Annotated in this window: 15 protein-coding genes; 2 read left to right on the forward strand and 13 right to left on the reverse strand. The window is 57.6% G+C overall.

Annotation, left to right across the window (positions count from 1 at the left end; all coding sequences use genetic code 11):
* Positions 1 to 7: 7 nt before the first annotated feature.
* From wzyE to trxA, 13 genes are all read right to left on the reverse strand, one after another.
* Positions 8 to 1354 (reverse strand): ECA oligosaccharide polymerase, encoded by a 1347-nt coding sequence (wzyE, locus tag ACLH1U_RS23950; protein WP_032454510.1) that lies wholly within the window; start codon positions 1352 to 1354, stop codon positions 8 to 10.
* Positions 1351 to 2427 carry a TDP-N-acetylfucosamine:lipid II N-acetylfucosaminyltransferase gene (locus ACLH1U_RS23955; protein WP_085551883.1) on the reverse strand — a complete coding sequence of 359 codons (1077 nt, stop codon included), beginning with the start codon at positions 2425 to 2427 and terminating at the stop codon, positions 1351 to 1353. Before ACLH1U_RS23955 ends, wzyE begins: the two co-directional genes overlap by 4 nt.
* Positions 2424 to 3674, reverse strand: a complete 1251-nt coding sequence (gene wzxE / locus ACLH1U_RS23960) for a lipid III flippase WzxE (protein WP_032454508.1) — start codon at positions 3672 to 3674, stop codon at positions 2424 to 2426. The genes ACLH1U_RS23955 and wzxE overlap by 4 nt, the downstream gene beginning before the upstream one ends.
* A 1-nt stretch (position 3675) precedes the next feature.
* Positions 3676 to 4806, reverse strand: a complete 1131-nt coding sequence (gene rffA / locus ACLH1U_RS23965) for a dTDP-4-amino-4,6-dideoxygalactose transaminase (RefSeq protein ID WP_044521751.1) — start codon at positions 4804 to 4806, stop codon at positions 3676 to 3678.
* A gap of 4 nt (positions 4807 to 4810) precedes the next feature.
* A complete protein-coding gene (gene rffC, locus ACLH1U_RS23970) occupies positions 4811 to 5485 on the reverse strand; it encodes a dTDP-4-amino-4,6-dideoxy-D-galactose acyltransferase (RefSeq protein ID WP_023291556.1) in 675 nt (224 codons plus the stop codon).
* On the reverse strand, positions 5463 to 6344 hold the full coding sequence (gene rfbA / locus ACLH1U_RS23975; protein ID WP_023291555.1) for a glucose-1-phosphate thymidylyltransferase RfbA: 882 nt from the start codon (positions 6342 to 6344) through the stop codon (positions 5463 to 5465). The genes rffC and rfbA overlap by 23 nt, the downstream gene beginning before the upstream one ends.
* A gap of 18 nt (positions 6345 to 6362) precedes the next feature.
* Positions 6363 to 7430 (reverse strand): dTDP-glucose 4,6-dehydratase, encoded by a 1068-nt coding sequence (rffG, locus tag ACLH1U_RS23980; protein ID WP_032454503.1) that lies wholly within the window; start codon positions 7428 to 7430, stop codon positions 6363 to 6365.
* On the reverse strand, positions 7427 to 8689 hold the full coding sequence (gene wecC, locus ACLH1U_RS23985; protein WP_050534268.1) for a UDP-N-acetyl-D-mannosamine dehydrogenase: 1263 nt from the start codon (positions 8687 to 8689) through the stop codon (positions 7427 to 7429). Before wecC ends, rffG begins: the two co-directional genes overlap by 4 nt.
* Positions 8686 to 9816, reverse strand: a complete 1131-nt coding sequence (gene wecB, locus ACLH1U_RS23990; protein WP_071997580.1) for a non-hydrolyzing UDP-N-acetylglucosamine 2-epimerase — start codon at positions 9814 to 9816, stop codon at positions 8686 to 8688. Before wecB ends, wecC begins: the two co-directional genes overlap by 4 nt.
* A 56-nt stretch (positions 9817 to 9872) precedes the next feature.
* Positions 9873 to 10919, reverse strand: a complete 1047-nt coding sequence (wzzE, locus tag ACLH1U_RS23995) for an ECA polysaccharide chain length modulation protein (protein ID WP_032429045.1) — start codon at positions 10917 to 10919, stop codon at positions 9873 to 9875.
* A gap of 13 nt (positions 10920 to 10932) precedes the next feature.
* Positions 10933 to 12036, reverse strand: coding sequence for a UDP-N-acetylglucosamine--undecaprenyl-phosphate N-acetylglucosaminephosphotransferase (wecA, locus tag ACLH1U_RS24000; RefSeq protein ID WP_411299486.1), 1104 nt, complete (start codon positions 12034 to 12036; stop codon positions 10933 to 10935).
* A gap of 240 nt (positions 12037 to 12276) precedes the next feature.
* Complete coding sequence (rho, locus tag ACLH1U_RS24005; protein WP_002883293.1) at positions 12277 to 13536, reverse strand: transcription termination factor Rho; 1260 nt, start codon at positions 13534 to 13536, stop codon at positions 12277 to 12279.
* Between the two features lie 331 nt (positions 13537 to 13867).
* A complete protein-coding gene (trxA, locus tag ACLH1U_RS24010; protein WP_002883224.1) occupies positions 13868 to 14197 on the reverse strand; it encodes a thioredoxin TrxA in 330 nt (109 codons plus the stop codon).
* 342 nt (positions 14198 to 14539) lie between these two features.
* On the opposite strand from trxA, the gene rhlB reads away from it, so the two are divergent.
* Positions 14540 to 15805 (forward strand): ATP-dependent RNA helicase RhlB, encoded by a 1266-nt coding sequence (gene rhlB / locus ACLH1U_RS24015; protein WP_023291550.1) that lies wholly within the window; start codon positions 14540 to 14542, stop codon positions 15803 to 15805.
* A 117-nt stretch (positions 15806 to 15922) separates the two neighbouring features.
* A complete protein-coding gene (gene gppA / locus ACLH1U_RS24020; protein ID WP_411299487.1) occupies positions 15923 to 17413 on the forward strand; it encodes a guanosine-5'-triphosphate,3'-diphosphate diphosphatase in 1491 nt (496 codons plus the stop codon).
* Positions 17414 to 17446: the final 33 nt, after the last annotated feature.

A 17446-nucleotide genomic window follows, 5' to 3' on the forward strand; every position in this document is an offset into this window, starting at 1 on the left:
ATCCTTCTCAGACTTGCGGTTGCGAAAGCGGTTTTACGCGCTTATGAATCAGTCCCACGCTATCCAGGAACCAGTACAGCAGTTTCGCCGCCAGCAAGCAGATACCAAAGATCACGAGGAAAAACACCACGCGGGAGCCGAACGAATCCAGCCCCTCGCGCGCCAGCACTATCATGTTGAAGATAGCGCCGAAACAGAAACTATGCAGGATTGCCGCTTTATAGCGATTGCTCTCCCGGTTGCCGAGCTCATACAGCCAGTCGAACCATTTAATAATCAACCCGACCGCCACAGCGCCCAGCGGCACAAACCAGACGCCGCCCATCACCACCAGCGAGCCAATCAGCGTCGGCGAAATCGCCAGCCCCGAATGGTTGTTTAACACTTCCCAGGTGAAGTAGTTGGCGGTATTGAGCACCATCGTCGGACGACCGTGCCACATCCAGCTGGGGATAAAGACGTAGAAGTCGCGGATCATCGGCGCCAGCCCCTGGAAATCGATCTTGTCATAGTTTTGCAGCAGCAGCGCCAGGTTCTCCCACGGCGAGAAGGTATCGCGTGTGAGATAGAGGAAGGTATAAAACGCTTCGTCGCCGCTGACGTTCATCCCGTAGCGCTTCAGCGCCAGCCAGAACATGCCGACGATGCCCAGCACGCCCGCCGCAGCCAGCATCCACAAGCTGATCCAGCCGCGAATAATGCCGATAAACAGGAAGATGGCGAAGGCGATGATGATATTGGCGCGAGTCCCGCCGACGATAGCGTAGGTCAGCAGACCAAAGGCCACGGTGCTGACGAGGAAGAAAATCCACGCCTTATAATCCTGGCGCAGGAAATAGACCACCAGCATCGCCGGAATAAAGAAGTAGAAGAAGCGCTTCAACGCCACGCCGGAGACTTCAGCAGAGAAAATCTGGCTGTAGGAGTTGAGCTTAAACAGCAGGAAACCATTGTGGGCGAAGAAGATGCCGACGCACAGCAGCGCCAGCCCCATCAGTATGCCCCACGCCAGATGGGTTTCCACCCGGTTCATGGTAAACAGCGGCCGACGCGTAACCTCACGCGATGCCGGACGCAGCCGCGTTTTATAGGTCACGTAGTAGATCGCGTAGAAGCACACCGCGATCAGCAGCGTCTGCAGCAAAATCTCCGGCGGCGCCACGCTGACGTCAAAGCGGAACACCAGAATACTGGTCAGCGGGAAACCGAAGAAAAAGGTCAGCAGAAACAGCAACGAGAAAAAGACGTTGAAGTTGAAGCGTACCCGACGGAACTCAAACCAGGTGGCGGTGGCGATAAACAGCGTCGACAGCAGCCAGACCACCAGCAGCCCGCTAAATTGCATTAACGTCATGCCTGCCCCTCCGCCGCTAACCGTAGCGCCCGCTGCCAGCCCGTCAGATAGTTCGGCCGGAAGAAAGCGATACCCGACTTATCCACGCTCGCCAGCTGGCGCTGCGCTTCGCGCACCACGCTGACGTCCAGCGCATCGCTGGTGAACAGCACCGGCACATGCTGCTCGGTCATATCCTGCCAGAATGGGTTTTCGCGGTTGAGCACGCAGGGAATGCCCGCCTGAATCAACAGGCACAAGGTGCCGATCCCCTGCTGACGCGCAAACAGGAAATAGCCCAGATCGCAGCGGCGCAGCAGCGCCAGATAATCATGAAACTCAAGCTTCTCGCTGAGGATCTGCAGATGCTCGCGACTAAACAGCGCCGCCCCCGCCTCACGAACCTCATTGATATAGGCCTCGTTATTCGCCGGATAGCCCATCGGCACGATGACGTTTACCGTATCGCCAAACTGCTGATGGATAGCCTTCAGCGCGGCAATATGTTCATTGCTGCGATCCCCGGAGTTGCCCACCAGAATGGTCAGCGTGTCGCCGCGCGGCGCGTTTTCGGCCAGGGTATTCAGCGCCGGATCCATACGGGTCGGGAAGTAGAGCAGTTCGCCCGGAACACGCGGATGGCGGTTAGCGAACCAGCTAAGATCGCCGCGGGTGGCGAAAACGCGCCCTACCCGCCCCTGCGCCAGGCGGCGCAGCGGATAGAACAGGCGGAACTTCAGGCTGGTCGCGTTTTCATACAGATCCGCCCCCCAGATATGCCAGTTAAACTGCGATGGGCGGATACCGCCGCTCAACAGCGCCAGCCACAGGCCGGTATTGAACTGGCCGTGGAAGAAAAAGCGCTGCTGACGGTTGGCTTTGGCTTGCGCAATCACCGCCTGCGCCAGCGACTTCTTCCCCGGATAGCAGGTGATGTCCAGCGCCGGATACCTATCACGCACGCTGGCCTCATCACCGACGACCATAAATCTCCTGGCCTGCGGATCGGCGGCCAGTTCGTCGTTAAAGAACCGCAGTACGGTCTGGTTATGATGCGGGATATCCGATCCCAGTACATGTATCAGTGCTGTCATGCCCGTTTACGCCAGAGTAAAAACACGCCACTACAAAGGGCGAAATAAACAATATAAGTGGCCATATACGCCTGCGCCGCGCCAACCGCGCCGTGCGCCGGTATAAGCCAGTGTGAGAATGCGGTCAGCAGCGTGAACTGGCTGATTTCCGTCAGAATATAAAAACGCAGCGACGCTTTAGCGATCACCAGATAGCCATAGACGTAGGCGCCTACTTTTAAAACGTCGCCCACCAACTGCCAGGCGAACAGGTCACGCATCGCGGTAAAGCGATCGGAAAACAGCAGCCAGATGGCAAAATCGCGCAGCAGCCAGACCGTCAGGCTCGCCGCCGCCACTGCCGGCAGGACGAATTTCAGCGACTTGACTATCTCGCGGGTGATATCCGTTTTGGCGCTCAGCCGCGACAGCGTCGGCAGGAGATAGACGCTGAACGAGGCGGTAATAAACTGCAGATAGGCATCGGAGATACTGCTCACCCCCTGCCAGATACCGACCGCCTCCCAGCCATAATGCGCCGCCAGCAGATTACGCATCATCACATAAGCCACCGGCAGGGTCACTGAGGTTATCAGCGCCATCAGGGTAAATTTCGATAGCTGTCCCGCCAGACCGTTATCCCAGCGCGGACGCAGGGCGCTCAGCGGAATATTACCCCGCCGCCAGAGCATGATGCCCGCCGGGATCACCACCAGCGCCGGCACTAACGCCAGCCCCAGCAGCGCCCCCTGGTAACCACCGAAGTAGTAACAGGCATAATAGGCCGCCACGCCAATCAGGCTGCCGGCAATCAGCGAGAAGGCGTTTCCCGCCGCATCGCGAAAGCCTTTCATCAGCGCCAGCAGGAAGTTCGCCCAGGCGATCCCCATCTGCACCAGCGCCACCAGCCGTACCAGATTCTGATAATGAGTATGACCGAACAGCCCCTGGCTTATCGGCGCCGCCGCCAGTAAAAACACCAGCGCCAGCAGCGTGGAAAAGCCAAGCACCATCGCCGACGAGGTGCCCACCACCTGCTTCAGGCGCGGGGGATCGTCGTGATGCTGAGCCACCAGCTTCGTGACGCCGTTAAATATCCCGGCCCCGGCCAGCACGCCGAGCACGGTGACCAGTTGCCGGAAGTTACCGGCCTGACCAACGCCCGCGGGCCCAAACGAGACGGCCAGCAGCTTGACGACCAACAGCCCGGCGCCGATTTTGACCAGCGTCGAGGCCGCCGTCCACAATGAGGCTTTTGCTAACGACATATCAGGAGAAGTAGCTCAGCAGCGAGTTAATCACCGTCCGCTGGTTCACCACAGACAGATTGTAAAACAGCGGCAGGCGCACCAGGCGCTCACTCTCCTGGGTGGTATAGCGGTCTTCACCGTGGAATTCGCCGAAGTGTTCGCCTGCCGGACAGCTGTGCAGGGGAATGTAATGGAATACCGCGAGGATCTCCGCCTCTTTCAGCCAGGCGATAAGCCTGCTGCGATCCTCGATATCGCGCAGCTTAATGTAGAACATGTGCGCGTTTTGCCCGCAGTCAGCCGGGACCGTCGGCAGTTCAATACGTCCCGCGCGGGCCAGCGGCAGCAGCGCGTCATAGTAATTCTGCCACAGCGCCAGACGCTGCTGGTTGATGCGCTCCGCCGCTTCCAGCTGCGCCCACAGATAGGCGGCCTGCAGGTCGGACATCAGATAGCTGGAGCCAATGTCCCGCCAGGTATATTTATCCACCAGGCCACGAAAGAACTGGCTGCGGTTGGTGCCTTTTTCGCGAATGATCTCCGCACGTTCCACCAGCGTGCGATCGTTGATCAGCGTCGCCCCGCCCTCACCGCCGGCGGTGTAGTTTTTAGTTTCATGGAAGCTGAAGCAGCCGATATGGCCGATGGTGCCCAGCGCGCGCCCCTTGTAGGTGGACATCACCCCCTGCGCGGCGTCTTCCACCACGAACAGGTTGTACTTGTCGGCGATGGCCATGATGGTATCCATCTCGCAGGCTACGCCGGCATAGTGCACCGGGACGATCGCCCGGGTTTTATCGGTGATAGCGGCTTCGATTAACGTTTCATCGATATTCATCGTATCGCGACGGATATCGACGAAGACGATTTTCGCCCCGCGCAGCACAAAGGCATTGGCGGTGGAGACAAAGGTATAGCTGGGCATAATCACTTCGTCGCCCGGCTGGATATCCAGCAGCAGCGCGGCCATCTCCAGCGAAGCCGTGCAGGAAGGGGTTAGCAGGGCTTTTGCCGTGCCAAAACGCTGCTCCATCCACTGCTGGCAGCGGCGCGTAAAGCCGCCGTCGCCGCACAGCTTGCCGCTGTTCATCGCAGACTGCATGTAATCAAGCTCGGTTCCAACCACCGGCGGCGCGTTAAATGGGATCATGGGGTCACCTGTATAGCCAGTAGGCGGTGCTTTCCACATTAGCACCGCTGAGAATATAACGTTTAAGCGCGGCGGTGTTGCCCATCTGGGTCGCCACCCGCAGTGTAGAAAGTCCGCGCGAAGCGGCCCAGTACCGCGCCGCCTGCATCAGCTGCGCCCCGGCGCCGCGTCCGGCCAGCAGGCCGATACGCGCCTCGGTGGCATTGAGCTGGCGCAGAGAGACAAAGGCGCGAATATCGCCCTCTGGATGGCGGTAAATCAGGCACTGATGATCGAAGGTGCCGCGCACCGCATTTTCAATCCACTGGGCATAGAAGCGGCCGCTGGCGTCGGCAGCATACCAGGGCGCGCGAAAGCGGCTCATCGCAAAGGCCTGCGCCGCCTGCTCGCGCAGTGGCGCAATATCCGCCTCCACGGCGACGTCGGCGCCCGCATCCGCAGGGTTGCCCACCGGTAGCGCCAGATCGACCTCGCCTTCCACCAGCTGAAAACCCAGCTGCTGCAGCGCGTCGAGCCGGACGGTGTCGCTGGCGGCTACCTTCGCCTGCACTCGCGACCACCCCGCCAGCGCCTCAGGCGTCAGCCGCGGCGCATGCTCGTCAAAGTGAACGACGGCGCTGTTAACGGCAAAGAAGCGGTTCTCCCACTCCAGGGGATCAATACTGGCGCGGACGGGCACGGAGCAGATCCAGCAGATATTGGCCGTAGCCGGTTTTTTCCAACCGCTTCGCCGCGTGTTTGACGCCGTCGTCGTCCAGCCAGCCGTTGCGCCAGCCGATCTCTTCCAGACAGGCGATTTTGAAGCCCTGACGCTTCTCGACGGTCTGCACGAACATGCTGGCCTCGATCAGGCTATCGTGGGTGCCGGTATCCAGCCACGCAAAGCCGCGTCCAAGCAGTTCGACGGTCAGTGCGCCATCTTCAAGGTACATCTGGTTGATGGAGGTGATTTCCAGTTCGCCGCGCTCGGATGGCTTGACCCGTTTGGCGTACTCCGCCACCTTGCCATCGTAGAAATAGAGACCGGTGACCGCCCAGTTCGACTTCGGCTGCTTCGGCTTCTCTTCCAGCGACAGCGCGCGAAAGTTGTCATCAAACTCCACCACGCCAAAGCGCTCAGGATCCATCACCTGATAGCCAAAAATCGTCGCCCCTTCCGTGCGGGCAGCCACGCTGCGCAGCTTGGGGCTGAAGCTCTGGCCGAAGAAGATGTTGTCGCCTAACACCAGGCACGCCGGTTCGCCGTTAAGAAAGGCTTCGCCGATGATAAACGCCTGGGCTAAACCATCCGGCGTCGGCTGTACGGCATAGTGCAGCGCAATGCCAAACTCTGAGCCATCGCCGAGCAGGCGCTGAAAATCGCGCAGATCGTCCGGCGTGGTGATGATCAGGATCTCACGGATCCCGGCCAGCATTAATACCGACAGCGGGTAGTAGATCATCGGCTTATCGTAGATCGGCAACAGCTGCTTCGACACGCCGCGGGTGATGGGATGCAGTCGCGTTCCGGAACCCCCCGCCAGAATAATACCTTTCATCATTCCCCCCAGAGATGATTAGCCTTGCAGTCCAAGACGCTCGCCCTGATAGCTTCCGTCCTGAACCTGGCGCCACCATGTCTCGTTCGCCAGATACCACGCCACGGTCTTACGCATACCAGAGGCAAAGGTCTCAGCCGGCGTCCAGCCCAGCTCACGGGCGATCTTCGAGGCATCAATGGCATAGCGCAGATCGTGGCCCGGGCGATCGGCAACAAAGGCGATCAGGTCGCGATAGTGCGCCACGCCCTGCGGCTTATGCGGCGCCAGCGCTTCGAGCAATTCGCAAATGGTTTCCACCACCTCGATGTTTTTACGCTCGTTATGACCGCCGATATTGTAAGTCTCGCCCGGTTCGCCGCGGGTCGCCACCAGATACAGCGCTCTGGCGTGATCTTCCACGTACAGCCAGTCGCGGATCTGCTGTCCATTGCCATACACTGGCAGCGGCTTGCCTGCCAGCGCGTTGAGGATGGTCAGCGGGATCAGCTTCTCGGGGAAGTGATATGGGCCGTAGTTATTCGAGCAGTTGGTGATAAGCGTCGGCAGGCCATAGGTCCGCAGCCAGGCACGCACCAGGTGGTCGCTGCTGGCTTTCGAGGCCGAATAGGGGCTGCTTGGCGCATAGGGCGTGGTCTCGGTAAAGAAATCATCGCTGCCGTGCAGATCGCCATACACCTCATCGGTGGAGATGTGATGGAAGCGAAACGCCGATTTTTGCGCCGTAGCCAGCGTATTCCACCAGCTACGGGCCGCCTCCAGCAGCGTATAGGTGCCCACGATATTGGTTTCAATAAATGCCGCCGGGCCGTCAATCGACCGATCGACATGGCTTTCCGCCGCCAGGTGCATCACTGTATCCGGTTGATACTGCACGAAAATACGGTCCAGCTCGCCGCGGTCGCAGATATCCACCTGTTCAAAGGCGAAACGCGCATCCTGCGCCACCGGCGCCAGCGACATTAAATTGCCGGCGTAGGTCAGTTTATCCACCACCACCACGCGATCGGCGGTGTGCTGGATAATCTCCCGCACTACCGCCGAACCAATGAAGCCCGCGCCGCCGGTGACCAGAATGGTTCTCACCGCCACACTCCTTTGGTGTCGATGATATACGCCTGGGTGACGCTGTCGCCGCTAACGGCTTTAAATTCATTGTGATCGACCAGCATCACCAGCACGTCGGCGCTGGCCAGCGCCGCATCGAGGGTCGCCAGCGTACACAGACCGTCGAGTTTCTTCGGCAGCGCGTGAATGTTGGGCTCAACTACCTGCGTCGTGCCGCTGTGCCAGCGGGCAATCTGCGCGGCAATTTCCATTGCCGGGCTTTCGCGCAGGTCGTCAATATTCGGCTTAAAGGCGAGGCCAAAACAGGCAATGGTCAGCTCGCTGGCCCGTTTGTTGGTGGCATTCAGGCAGTCAGCTACCTGCGCCTTCACCTGTTCGATAACCCATTCCGGCTTGTGGTCGTTGACCTCACGAGCCGTGCGGATCAGACGCGCCTGCTGTGGGTTTTGCGCCACGATAAACCACGGGTCGACGGCGATACAGTGGCCGCCGACGCCCGGTCCCGGCTGCAGGATATTCACTCGCGGATGGCGGTTCGCCAGGCGGATCAGTTCCCAGACGTTAATGGCCTGATCGGCGCAAATCAGCGACAGCTCGTTGGCAAAAGCGATGTTGACGTCGCGGAAGCTGTTTTCCGTCAGCTTGCACATCTCGGCGGTACGCGAGTTGGTCACCACACATTCGCCTTCGAGGAAGATTTTATACAGCTCGCTGGCGCGAGCGGAGCAGACCGGCGACATGCCGCCGATAACGCGGTCGTTTTTAATCAGCTCGACCATCACCTGGCCGGGCAATACCCGCTCCGGGCAGTAGGCGATATTCACGTCCGCCGCTTCACCCACCTGCTGGGGAAAGCTGAGGTCCGGGCGCATCTCCGCCAGCCACTCAGCCATCTGTTCGGTCGACCCGACCGGCGAGGTGGACTCGAGGATCACCAGCGAGCCTTTCTTTAACGTCGGCGCAATGGATTTAGCCGCCGACTCGACAAACACCATATCCGGCTCGTGGCGATCTTTAAACGGCGTCGGCACGGCAATCAGGTAGGCATCCGCTGCCACCGGGGTGGTGGTGGCGCTTAAATATCCCTGCTCGACCGCGGTCTTCACCACGCTCGCCAGATCCGGCTCCACGATATGAATCTCTCCACGGTTAATGGTCTCCACGGCATGTTGATTGACATCAACGCCGACCACCCGCTTCTGCCGGGAGGCGAACGCGGCAGCGGTTGGCAGCCCGATATAGCCAAGGCCAATCACTGAAATGGTAGAAAAACTCATAGCGTTACCTGATTATTTTTAAGTGCAGACAAAATTCGACGACATGCTTCGCCATCGCCATAAGGATTATGCGCGCGGCTCATCGCCTGGTATGCGGCATCATCCTCCAGCAGTCGCGTGACTTCCGCCACGATGCGCTGGCTGTCGGTGCCCACCAGACAGACGGTACCGGCGGCCACCGCTTCCGGACGTTCGGTCATATCGCGCATGACCAGCACCGGTTTCCCCAGGGAAGGCGCCTCTTCCTGAATACCACCGGAATCGGTCAGGATGAGCCAGGCCCGATCCATCAACCAGACGAACGGCAGGTAGTCCTGCGGTTCAATCAACATCACGTTGTCGATATGGCCGAGAATACGGTTCACCGGTTCGCTGACGTTAGGATTCAGGTGAACCGGATAGACAATCTGCACCTCAGGGTGGGTATGGGCTATCTCCGCCAGCGCCTGGCAGATCTGCTCAAAGCCGAGCCCAAAGCTTTCCCGCCGATGGCCGGTAACCAGAATCATTTTTTTACCGTGGCTAATGAAAGGATAGCGCTGCAGCAGGGTCTCCCGTAGCGCTTCATCGCCCAGAACGCGATCGCGCACCCAGAATAGGGCATCGATGACCGTATTCCCGGTCACCGTGATGCGACTGTCGGCAATGTTTTCCCGCAGCAGATTCTGCCGCGAGGTTTCCGTAGGGGCGAAATGGTACGTCGCCAGATGCCCGGTCAGCGTACGGTTGCCCTCTTCCGGCCACGGAGAACTTAAATCGCCGGTCCGCAGACCCGCCTCTACATGGCCCACCGGTATGCGCTGGTAAAACGCCGCCAGGCTCGCCGCCATCGTGGTGGTGGTATCGCCATGCACCAGCACCACGTCGGGTTTAAACGACTCCAGAACCGGCTTCAGCCCCTCAAGAATACGGCAGGTGATCTCGGTGAGCCCCTGCCCCGGCTTCATGATGTTAAGATCGTAGTCCGGGGTGATGGAGAATAGTTTCAACACCTGATCGAGCATCTCCCGATGCTGCGCGGTCACGCATACTTTCGCCTCAAAATGAGGATCCTTTGCCAGCGCATGGACCAGAGGAGCCATCTTGATGGCTTCCGGCCTCGTGCCAAATACAGTTAGTACTTTCACATCGATTCTCTTCGATTAGGCGATGAAGGTCATTTGCCCTTCACCACAGGCCGCAATCACAGGACACGACGACGCGATAACGCCACGCCTGCGCCGATGAGCGCACCCACAATCCCCCACATCACCATCAGAAATACACGGCGAGGGCTATCGCGTTTTACAGGTTCTTCCGGCGTTCGCAAATACCGGTAAGTCTGAAAACGCGGATCCAACGTTGGACCGACGTTCAACGTGCTCAGCATGGCGCGATTCTGGTCGTAATCGAGGTCATATTCCGGTCCGACGGCCTGCAGGTTTTCCAGTCTGGCCTGCAGCATCGGCCTGCCCAATAAAAATAGCTCTGAATCCGGCAACTGATCGGCAGGAACATCCGTTTCGCTGCGCGAGATATTATGCTGCTGAGCGACCTTCAGCGCTTGCTCCACGCTGTGGGTCCGGCGGTTGAAAATAGCCTCGGCCACTTCTTCCTGGCGCTTCACCTGCGCCTTCATTTGTACCGTCCGCGCCGCCCAGGCGCCTTTGAGCTCGTCGTTAAGATGGCCAGCCGCCCGCTGGCTGGCGAAAGCCACATACTGGCGCAGCAAATTATTGGCATCCTGCCCGGTCTCGGCGGTCAGTTTGACGCTGTCGTTGACGCTCTTGGCCGCATCGCCTGGCATAAACTGGATATTGTTAATTAAATCATCCAGCATCGCCGCATCGGCGCGAGCATTACCCGACTGTCGCTGCTTGTAGTAGTCCGTTTGCAGCCAGAAATCACGCCGGGTATCCCAGGAGGCCAACTGCATGATGAACTCTTTATACGCTTCATCCATGGCGGAAGGCTGATCTACCGAGGCCAGGTCGGCTTTGATATCCAGATTGCGTAAGAACTGCTGCTGGGAATAGTACCCCCCCAACATGTTGACAGTAGGCCGATCGGTGATCGCCGTGGCGCTCCACTCCTGGCGAGCAAAGAAGGTGTACACCAACACGATAGCGGCGAAGAGTACAGCACCGCCGACTATCCAGCCTTTTCCTGCCCATAAAGCGCGAAACAGCCCGCGAATATCCAGCTCGTTCTCAACGTTCACTGATTGTGCTCCCGGTAATGGTTGAGTCATCACATCCCCAGCTTTACTTGGTTAGTTTCGGATTATTGCCGCTGTGTCGCCGAATTCTGCGTCTGATGCGCTTAACCAGACGCGCCACTTTCCAGGCGCGCTTAATACAGTAGCCATAAAGGAAGAAGGCCACCAAAAAGAGAATTAACATCACCCATTCCGGCACAATGCGGGTATATTCCGCCGCGACGCCAACCAGCGCCAGCAGGGCAGCGGCCAGGGTGATCAGGACGAACGCCTGGCGGGAAGTAAACCCGGCGCGCATGATCAAATGATGAATATGCTGCCGGTCCGGTGAGAAAGGACTCATGCCTTTACGCAGGCGGCGATACATAATCGCCACCATATCCATCAACGGGATAGCGATAATCCACAGCGCGGTGACCGGGCTGATGGGATGCGTTTTACCTTGTGTGGTTTCCAGCAGGATCCAGATGATGGTGAAGCCAATCATGGTGCTGCCGGCGTCACCCATAAAAACTTTATAGCGGCGGCCGAGGGCGCCAAGATTAAGAAGAATATAGGGCAGAATGGCGGAGATCATCGCAAAACACCACATCGCCAGGCTATACTGACCGTCAAACCAGAGGATGATCCCGGTCGCCGCAAAGGAGACGGATGACAGGCCGCCGAGCAGGCCGTCAATCCCATCGACCATATTAAACGCGTTGATGGCGGCCCAGACGGCAAAAAGAGTGAGGAAGAAGCCGAAAGGCCCCAGCACCAGCTCCCACGAGCCAAAAATAAAGCCCAGACTACTCAGATGCAGATTCCCTGCCATCATCATAATCACGGCGATCGCGGCCTGAATGACCGCGCGAATTTTCACGCTGATGTCGAAGCGATCGTCCAGCGCGCCAACCAGCACCAATACCCCCGCACAGGCCAGATACAGCGAGGCGTGAGGAATATAATAATCGGCGATGGCGAAGGTGAAACAGATGCCTGCATAAACTGAGATACCACCGACCAACGGAATCAACCCCTGATGCCGTTTGCGATAGTTTGGTTTATCCACTAACCCAATCTTTTTTGCCACTTTCCGCGCGACAAAAATAAAGAGGGTCGTGAATAAGAAAATACTGATTAATTCAGTAATAGCAGTGAGTAAATTCACAACGCATGTGCTCTCAGCATAGTTAATCCGGGAAGTATAGCGATGATGCCCCAACTCCAGAAGGGGAAAAGCAGAACATTACAAATTTATTGTATAGATTTTAGTCTGTTAAAGCTGTCTCCGCCTGCTGTCCGGCGCCATTATACGACAACTTTCGTCCCGCTTTCTCTGTCTCTGGATCATACAAATCCCAAAATGAAAACGCCACGCAAAGGCGTGGCGTTTTTGGCTTTTTTTACCTTACGAGCGCTTCATCATATCGAAGAAGTCATCATTCGTCTTAGTCATTGCCAGTTTATTAATGAGGAACTCCATCGCGTCGATCTCACCCATCGGATGGATAATTTTGCGCAGGATCCACATTTTCTGCAGCTCTTCCTGAGTGGTGAGCAGCTCTTCTTTTCGCGTACCGGAACGGTTGTAATCGATAGCCGGGAAGACACGTTTTTCGGCAATCTTACGAGAGAGGTGCAGCTCCATGTTACCGGTGCCTTTAAACTCTTCGTAGATAACTTCATCCATTTTGGAGCCGGTGTCGATCAGCGCCGTGGCGATGATGGTCAGGCTGCCGCCCTCTTCGACGTTACGCGCCGCACCGAAGAAACGCTTCGGACGGTGCAGGGCGTTGGCGTCCACACCACCGGTCAGCACTTTACCGGAAGCCGGGACCACGGTGTTGTAGGCGCGCGCCAGACGGGTAATGGAGTCAAGCAGGATGATAACGTCTTTCTTGTGTTCAACCAGACGTTTCGCTTTCTCGATAACCATCTCAGCAACCTGAACGTGACGGGATGCCGGTTCGTCGAAGGTGGAAGCAACCACTTCACCTTTCACCAGACGCTGCATCTCGGTCACTTCTTCCGGACGTTCGTCGATCAGCAGCACCATCAGCACGCAGTCCGGATGGTTGTAAGCGATGCTCTGCGCGATGTTCTGCAGCAGCATGGTTTTACCGGCTTTCGGCGGCGCGACGATCAGACCACGCTGGCCGCGGCCAATCGGGGAAGCCAGATCCAGTACGCGAGCGGTTAAGTCTTCGGTAGAACCGTTACCACGCTCCATACGCAGACGAGAATTCGCGTGCAGCGGCGTTAAGTTCTCGAACAGGATCTTGTTACGGGCGTTTTCCGGCTTGTCGTAGTTAACTTCGTTAACTTTCAGCAGCGCAAAGTAACGCTCACCCTCTTTCGGAGGACGAATCTTACCGGAAATGGTGTCACCAGTGCGGAGGTTGAAACGGCGGATTTGGCTGGGGGATACGTAGATGTCGTCAGGGCCGGCGAGGTAGGAGCTGTCTGCGGAGCGGAGGAATCCAAATCCATCCTGCAGTATCTCCAGTACGCCGTCGCCAAAGATATCTTCGCCACTCTTCGAATGCTGCTTGAGGATGGCAAAAATAATATCCTGCTTACGCATACGAGCCAGGTTTTCCAGCCCCATATTTTCGCCGAGAGTAATCAGCTCAGAAACCGGCGTATTCTTTAATTCGGTAAGATTCATAGTGGTGTGGGTTCTTAAACTCGGGGTAAATCTCGAACTTAATGTTGTGAATGGTATGGCAGGAACTTCCATGCCTGTTAACGGCCTTCATCTCGTGTCTGTACGTCGCCTGGTCACAGGAAAGAACGCAGAACTGAAACGACTAGACGGAATGAGTGAAAAGCCCGGAATTAATAGCTTCACGCGCATTTTTTGCGGGATGCTTCGGGTAAAACAAGATTCAAACAAGGTATGTTTAAAACGAAGTCTGTGGATTAACTTAGCACGACTCCAGCCGGGCGTCCAGAGTTCCGCAAAAAATAGGAATCTGGACGCCGGAACAGCAATTCGCTTACGCCAGGTTGGCGTCGAGGAACTCTTTCAGCTGACCCTTGGACAGTGCGCCGACTTTGGTGGCCGCCACTTCGCCGTTTTTGAACAGCAGCAGGGTTGGGATGCCGCGAATGCCGTACTTCGGCGCGGTGCCCGGGTTCTGGTCGATGTTCAGCTTAGCTACGGTCAGTTTGCCCTGATACTCTTCAGCGATCTCATCCAGAATCGGGGCGATCATTTTGCACGGACCACACCACTCTGCCCAGAAATCGACGAGGGTCAGCCCGTCAGCCTTGAGTACGTCCGTGTCAAAACTGTCGTCAGTCAGGTGAATAATTTTATCGCTCATATTTAACTCCACAGGAATAAGCCTGGTGTGTTGGTGTCGTAGCCATCAACGACGCGCTGCGGCTACGTTATGCACGCTATTCTTCAGGATACCTCAATTCTCTGGTCTGCCAACTGGCGCGATCCCTCATGGACCCACCCTTTGACGCCAGGGTCACCTGAACGCGCACTGCATATTGCAGATTTATCGCTCCCGGCTCGCTTAGTGGTCTAAGCTATCCTGGATTCGTTCAGTTACCGTAGACGTACCTTGAATAATTTCGTACACCGCCAACGAAAGGTTGACGTTATTTCACCGGATACGCTTTCTTAATGCAATAGTTAGCTGATATTCTACCACACTATGAGCAAAACACATTTAACAGAACAGAAGTTTTCCGACTTCGCCCTGCACCCGGCAGTCATTGAAGCCCTTGAAAAGAAAGGGTTTCATAATTGCACACCTATTCAGGCCCTCGCCCTTCCGCTGACGCTGGAAGGCCGCGATGTCGCCGGGCAGGCGCAAACCGGTACCGGTAAAACGATGGCGTTCCTGACGTCGACGTTTCATTATCTTCTCTCTCACCCGGCTATCGCCGATCGCCAGGTTAACCAGCCGCGCGCGCTGATTATGGCGCCGACGCGTGAACTGGCGGTACAGATCCACGCGGACGCTGAACCGCTGGCGCAGGCCACCGGTCTGAAGCTGGGTCTGGCTTACGGCGGCGACGGCTACGATAAGCAGCTGAAAGTGCTGGAAAGCGGCGTCGATATTCTGATCGGTACCACCGGTCGTCTGATCGATTACGCGAAGCAAAACCACATTAACCTCGGCGCCATTCAGGTCGTCGTGCTGGACGAAGCCGATCGCATGTACGATCTCGGCTTTATTAAAGATATCCGCTGGCTGTTCCGCCGCATGCCGCCGGCCACTCAGCGTCTGAACATGCTGTTCTCCGCGACGCTTTCTTATCGCGTACGCGAACTGGCGTTCGAACAAATGAACAACGCCGAGTACGTTGAAGTCGAGCCGGAACAGAAAACGGGCCACCGTATTAAAGAAGAGCTCTTCTACCCGTCCAACGAAGAAAAAATGCGCCTGCTGCAGACGCTGCTGGAAGAAGAGTGGCCCGATCGCGCCATCGTCTTCGCTAATACCAAGCATCGTTGTGAAGATATCTGGGGCCATCTCGCCGCCGACGGCCATCGCGTAGGTCTGCTGACCGGCGACGTGGCGCAGAAAAAACGTCTGCGGATTCTCGAAGAATTTACCCGCGGCGACCTTGATATTCTGGTCGCGACTGACGTTGCCGCTCGTGGCTTGCACATTCCGGCCGTGACCCACGTCTTTAACTACGATCTGCCGGACGACTGCGAAGATTACGTTCACCGCATTGGCCGTACCGGTCGCGCTGGCGCCAGCGGTCACTCCATCAGCCTCGCCTGCGAAGAGTATGCGCTGAACCTGCCGGCTATCGAAACCTATATTGGTCACTCAATTCCGGTCAGCAAGTACAACCCGGACGCGCTGATGACCGACCTGCCTAAGCCGCTGCGACTGACCCGTGCGCGTCCAGGCAACGGCCCGCGCCGCAGCGGTCCACCGCGCAATCGTCGTCGTTCAGGTTAAGAACTCTATGCTATACGCTCAATCATTCAGAATCTGCCAGGGCGCGTTTCCCCGGCAACCCGCTCAGTTACACGGATTGGGCACAAGCGCCCCGTCGACGAGGGAGCCTTCTGAACGATGAAGAGCATGAGCTCCACCTCGCTGTATGCCGCCATTGATTTGGGCTCCAACAGTTTCCATATGTTGGTGGTGCGCGAGGTGGCTGGCAGTATCCAGACGCTGAGCCGCATTAAGCGCAAAGTTCGTCTGGCCGCCGGCCTGAATAGCGACAACACGCTCTCCGCAGAAGCGATGCAGCGCGGCTGGCAGTGCTTACGCCTGTTTGCCGAACGCCTGCAGGATATTCCGCCGGCGCAAATCCGCGTCGTGGCCACCGCCACGCTGCGTCTTGCCGTCAATGCCGGCGAATTTCTGGCGAAAGCGCAGGAGATCCTCGGCAGTCCGGTACAGGTCATTAGCGGTGAAGAAGAAGCGCGCCTGATTTATCAGGGTGTCGCCCACACCACCGGCGGCGCCGATCAGCGTCTGGTGGTCGATATCGGCGGCGCCAGCACCGAACTGGTGACCGGCACCGGCGCGCAAACGACCTCGCTATTTAGCCTGTCGATGGGCTGTGTGACCTGGCTTGAACGCTATTTCGCCGACCGCAGCCTGACGAAAGAGAATTTCGATCTTGCCGAGGCGGCCGCGCGTGAGGTGCTACTGCCCATCGCCGATGTGCTGCGCTATCACGGATGGAAAGTGTGCGTTGGCGCCTCCGGCACCGTTCAGGCTCTGCAGGAAATTATGATGGCGCAGGGGATGGATGAGCGGATCACCCTGACCAAACTCCAGCAGCTTAAACAGCGCGCCATCCAGTGCGGACGCCTGGAAGAGCTGGAGATCGAAGGCTTAACCCTTGAGCGAGCGCTGGTGTTTCCGAGCGGGCTGGCGATCCTTATCGCTATCTTCAGCGAACTGAATATTCAGTGTATGACCCTCGCGGGCGGCGCATTACGGGAAGGGCTGGTGTATGGCATGCTGCATCTCTCCGTTGAACAGGACATCCGCAGCCGCACTCTGCGTAATATTCAGCGTCGTTTTATGATCGACACCGAACAGGCCCAGCGCGTCGCTGGTCTCGCCAGCCACCTGCTCAGCCAGCTGGACGGCTGCTGGGAACTGGATCCGCTGAGCCGCGATTTGCTCCTCAGCGCCTGTGCGTTGCATGAGATTGGCCTGAGCGTAGATTTTAAGCGCGCGCCGCAGCACGCGGCCTATCTGGTCAATAATCTCGACCTGCCCGGCTTTACCCCAGCGCAGAAGAAGCTGATTGCGACGCTGCTGCTTAACCAGACTAACGCCATCGACCTCTCATCGCTTCATCAGCAGAACGCCGTCCCGCCGCGGGTTGCCGAACATCTTTGTCGCCTGCTGCGACTGGCGATACTCTTTGCCAGCCGGCGGCGTGACGATTTGCTGCCCGCCATCAATCTGGTGGCCGATGATGAAAAACTGTCCCTGACGCTGCCGGAAAACTGGCTGGATAATCACCCGCTTGGGGCTGAGCTGATCGAACAGGAATGCCAGTGGCAAAGCTATGTGCACTGGATGCTTGAGTTGAAGTAATACGCTGAACATTGCCGGGCGGCGGCTTCGCCT

Origin of the sequence: Klebsiella sp. 1SOBk5mer (genome assembly GCF_046603115.1) — a bacterium.
GTDB classification, from domain to species: domain Bacteria; phylum Pseudomonadota; class Gammaproteobacteria; order Enterobacterales; family Enterobacteriaceae; genus Klebsiella; species Klebsiella quasipneumoniae.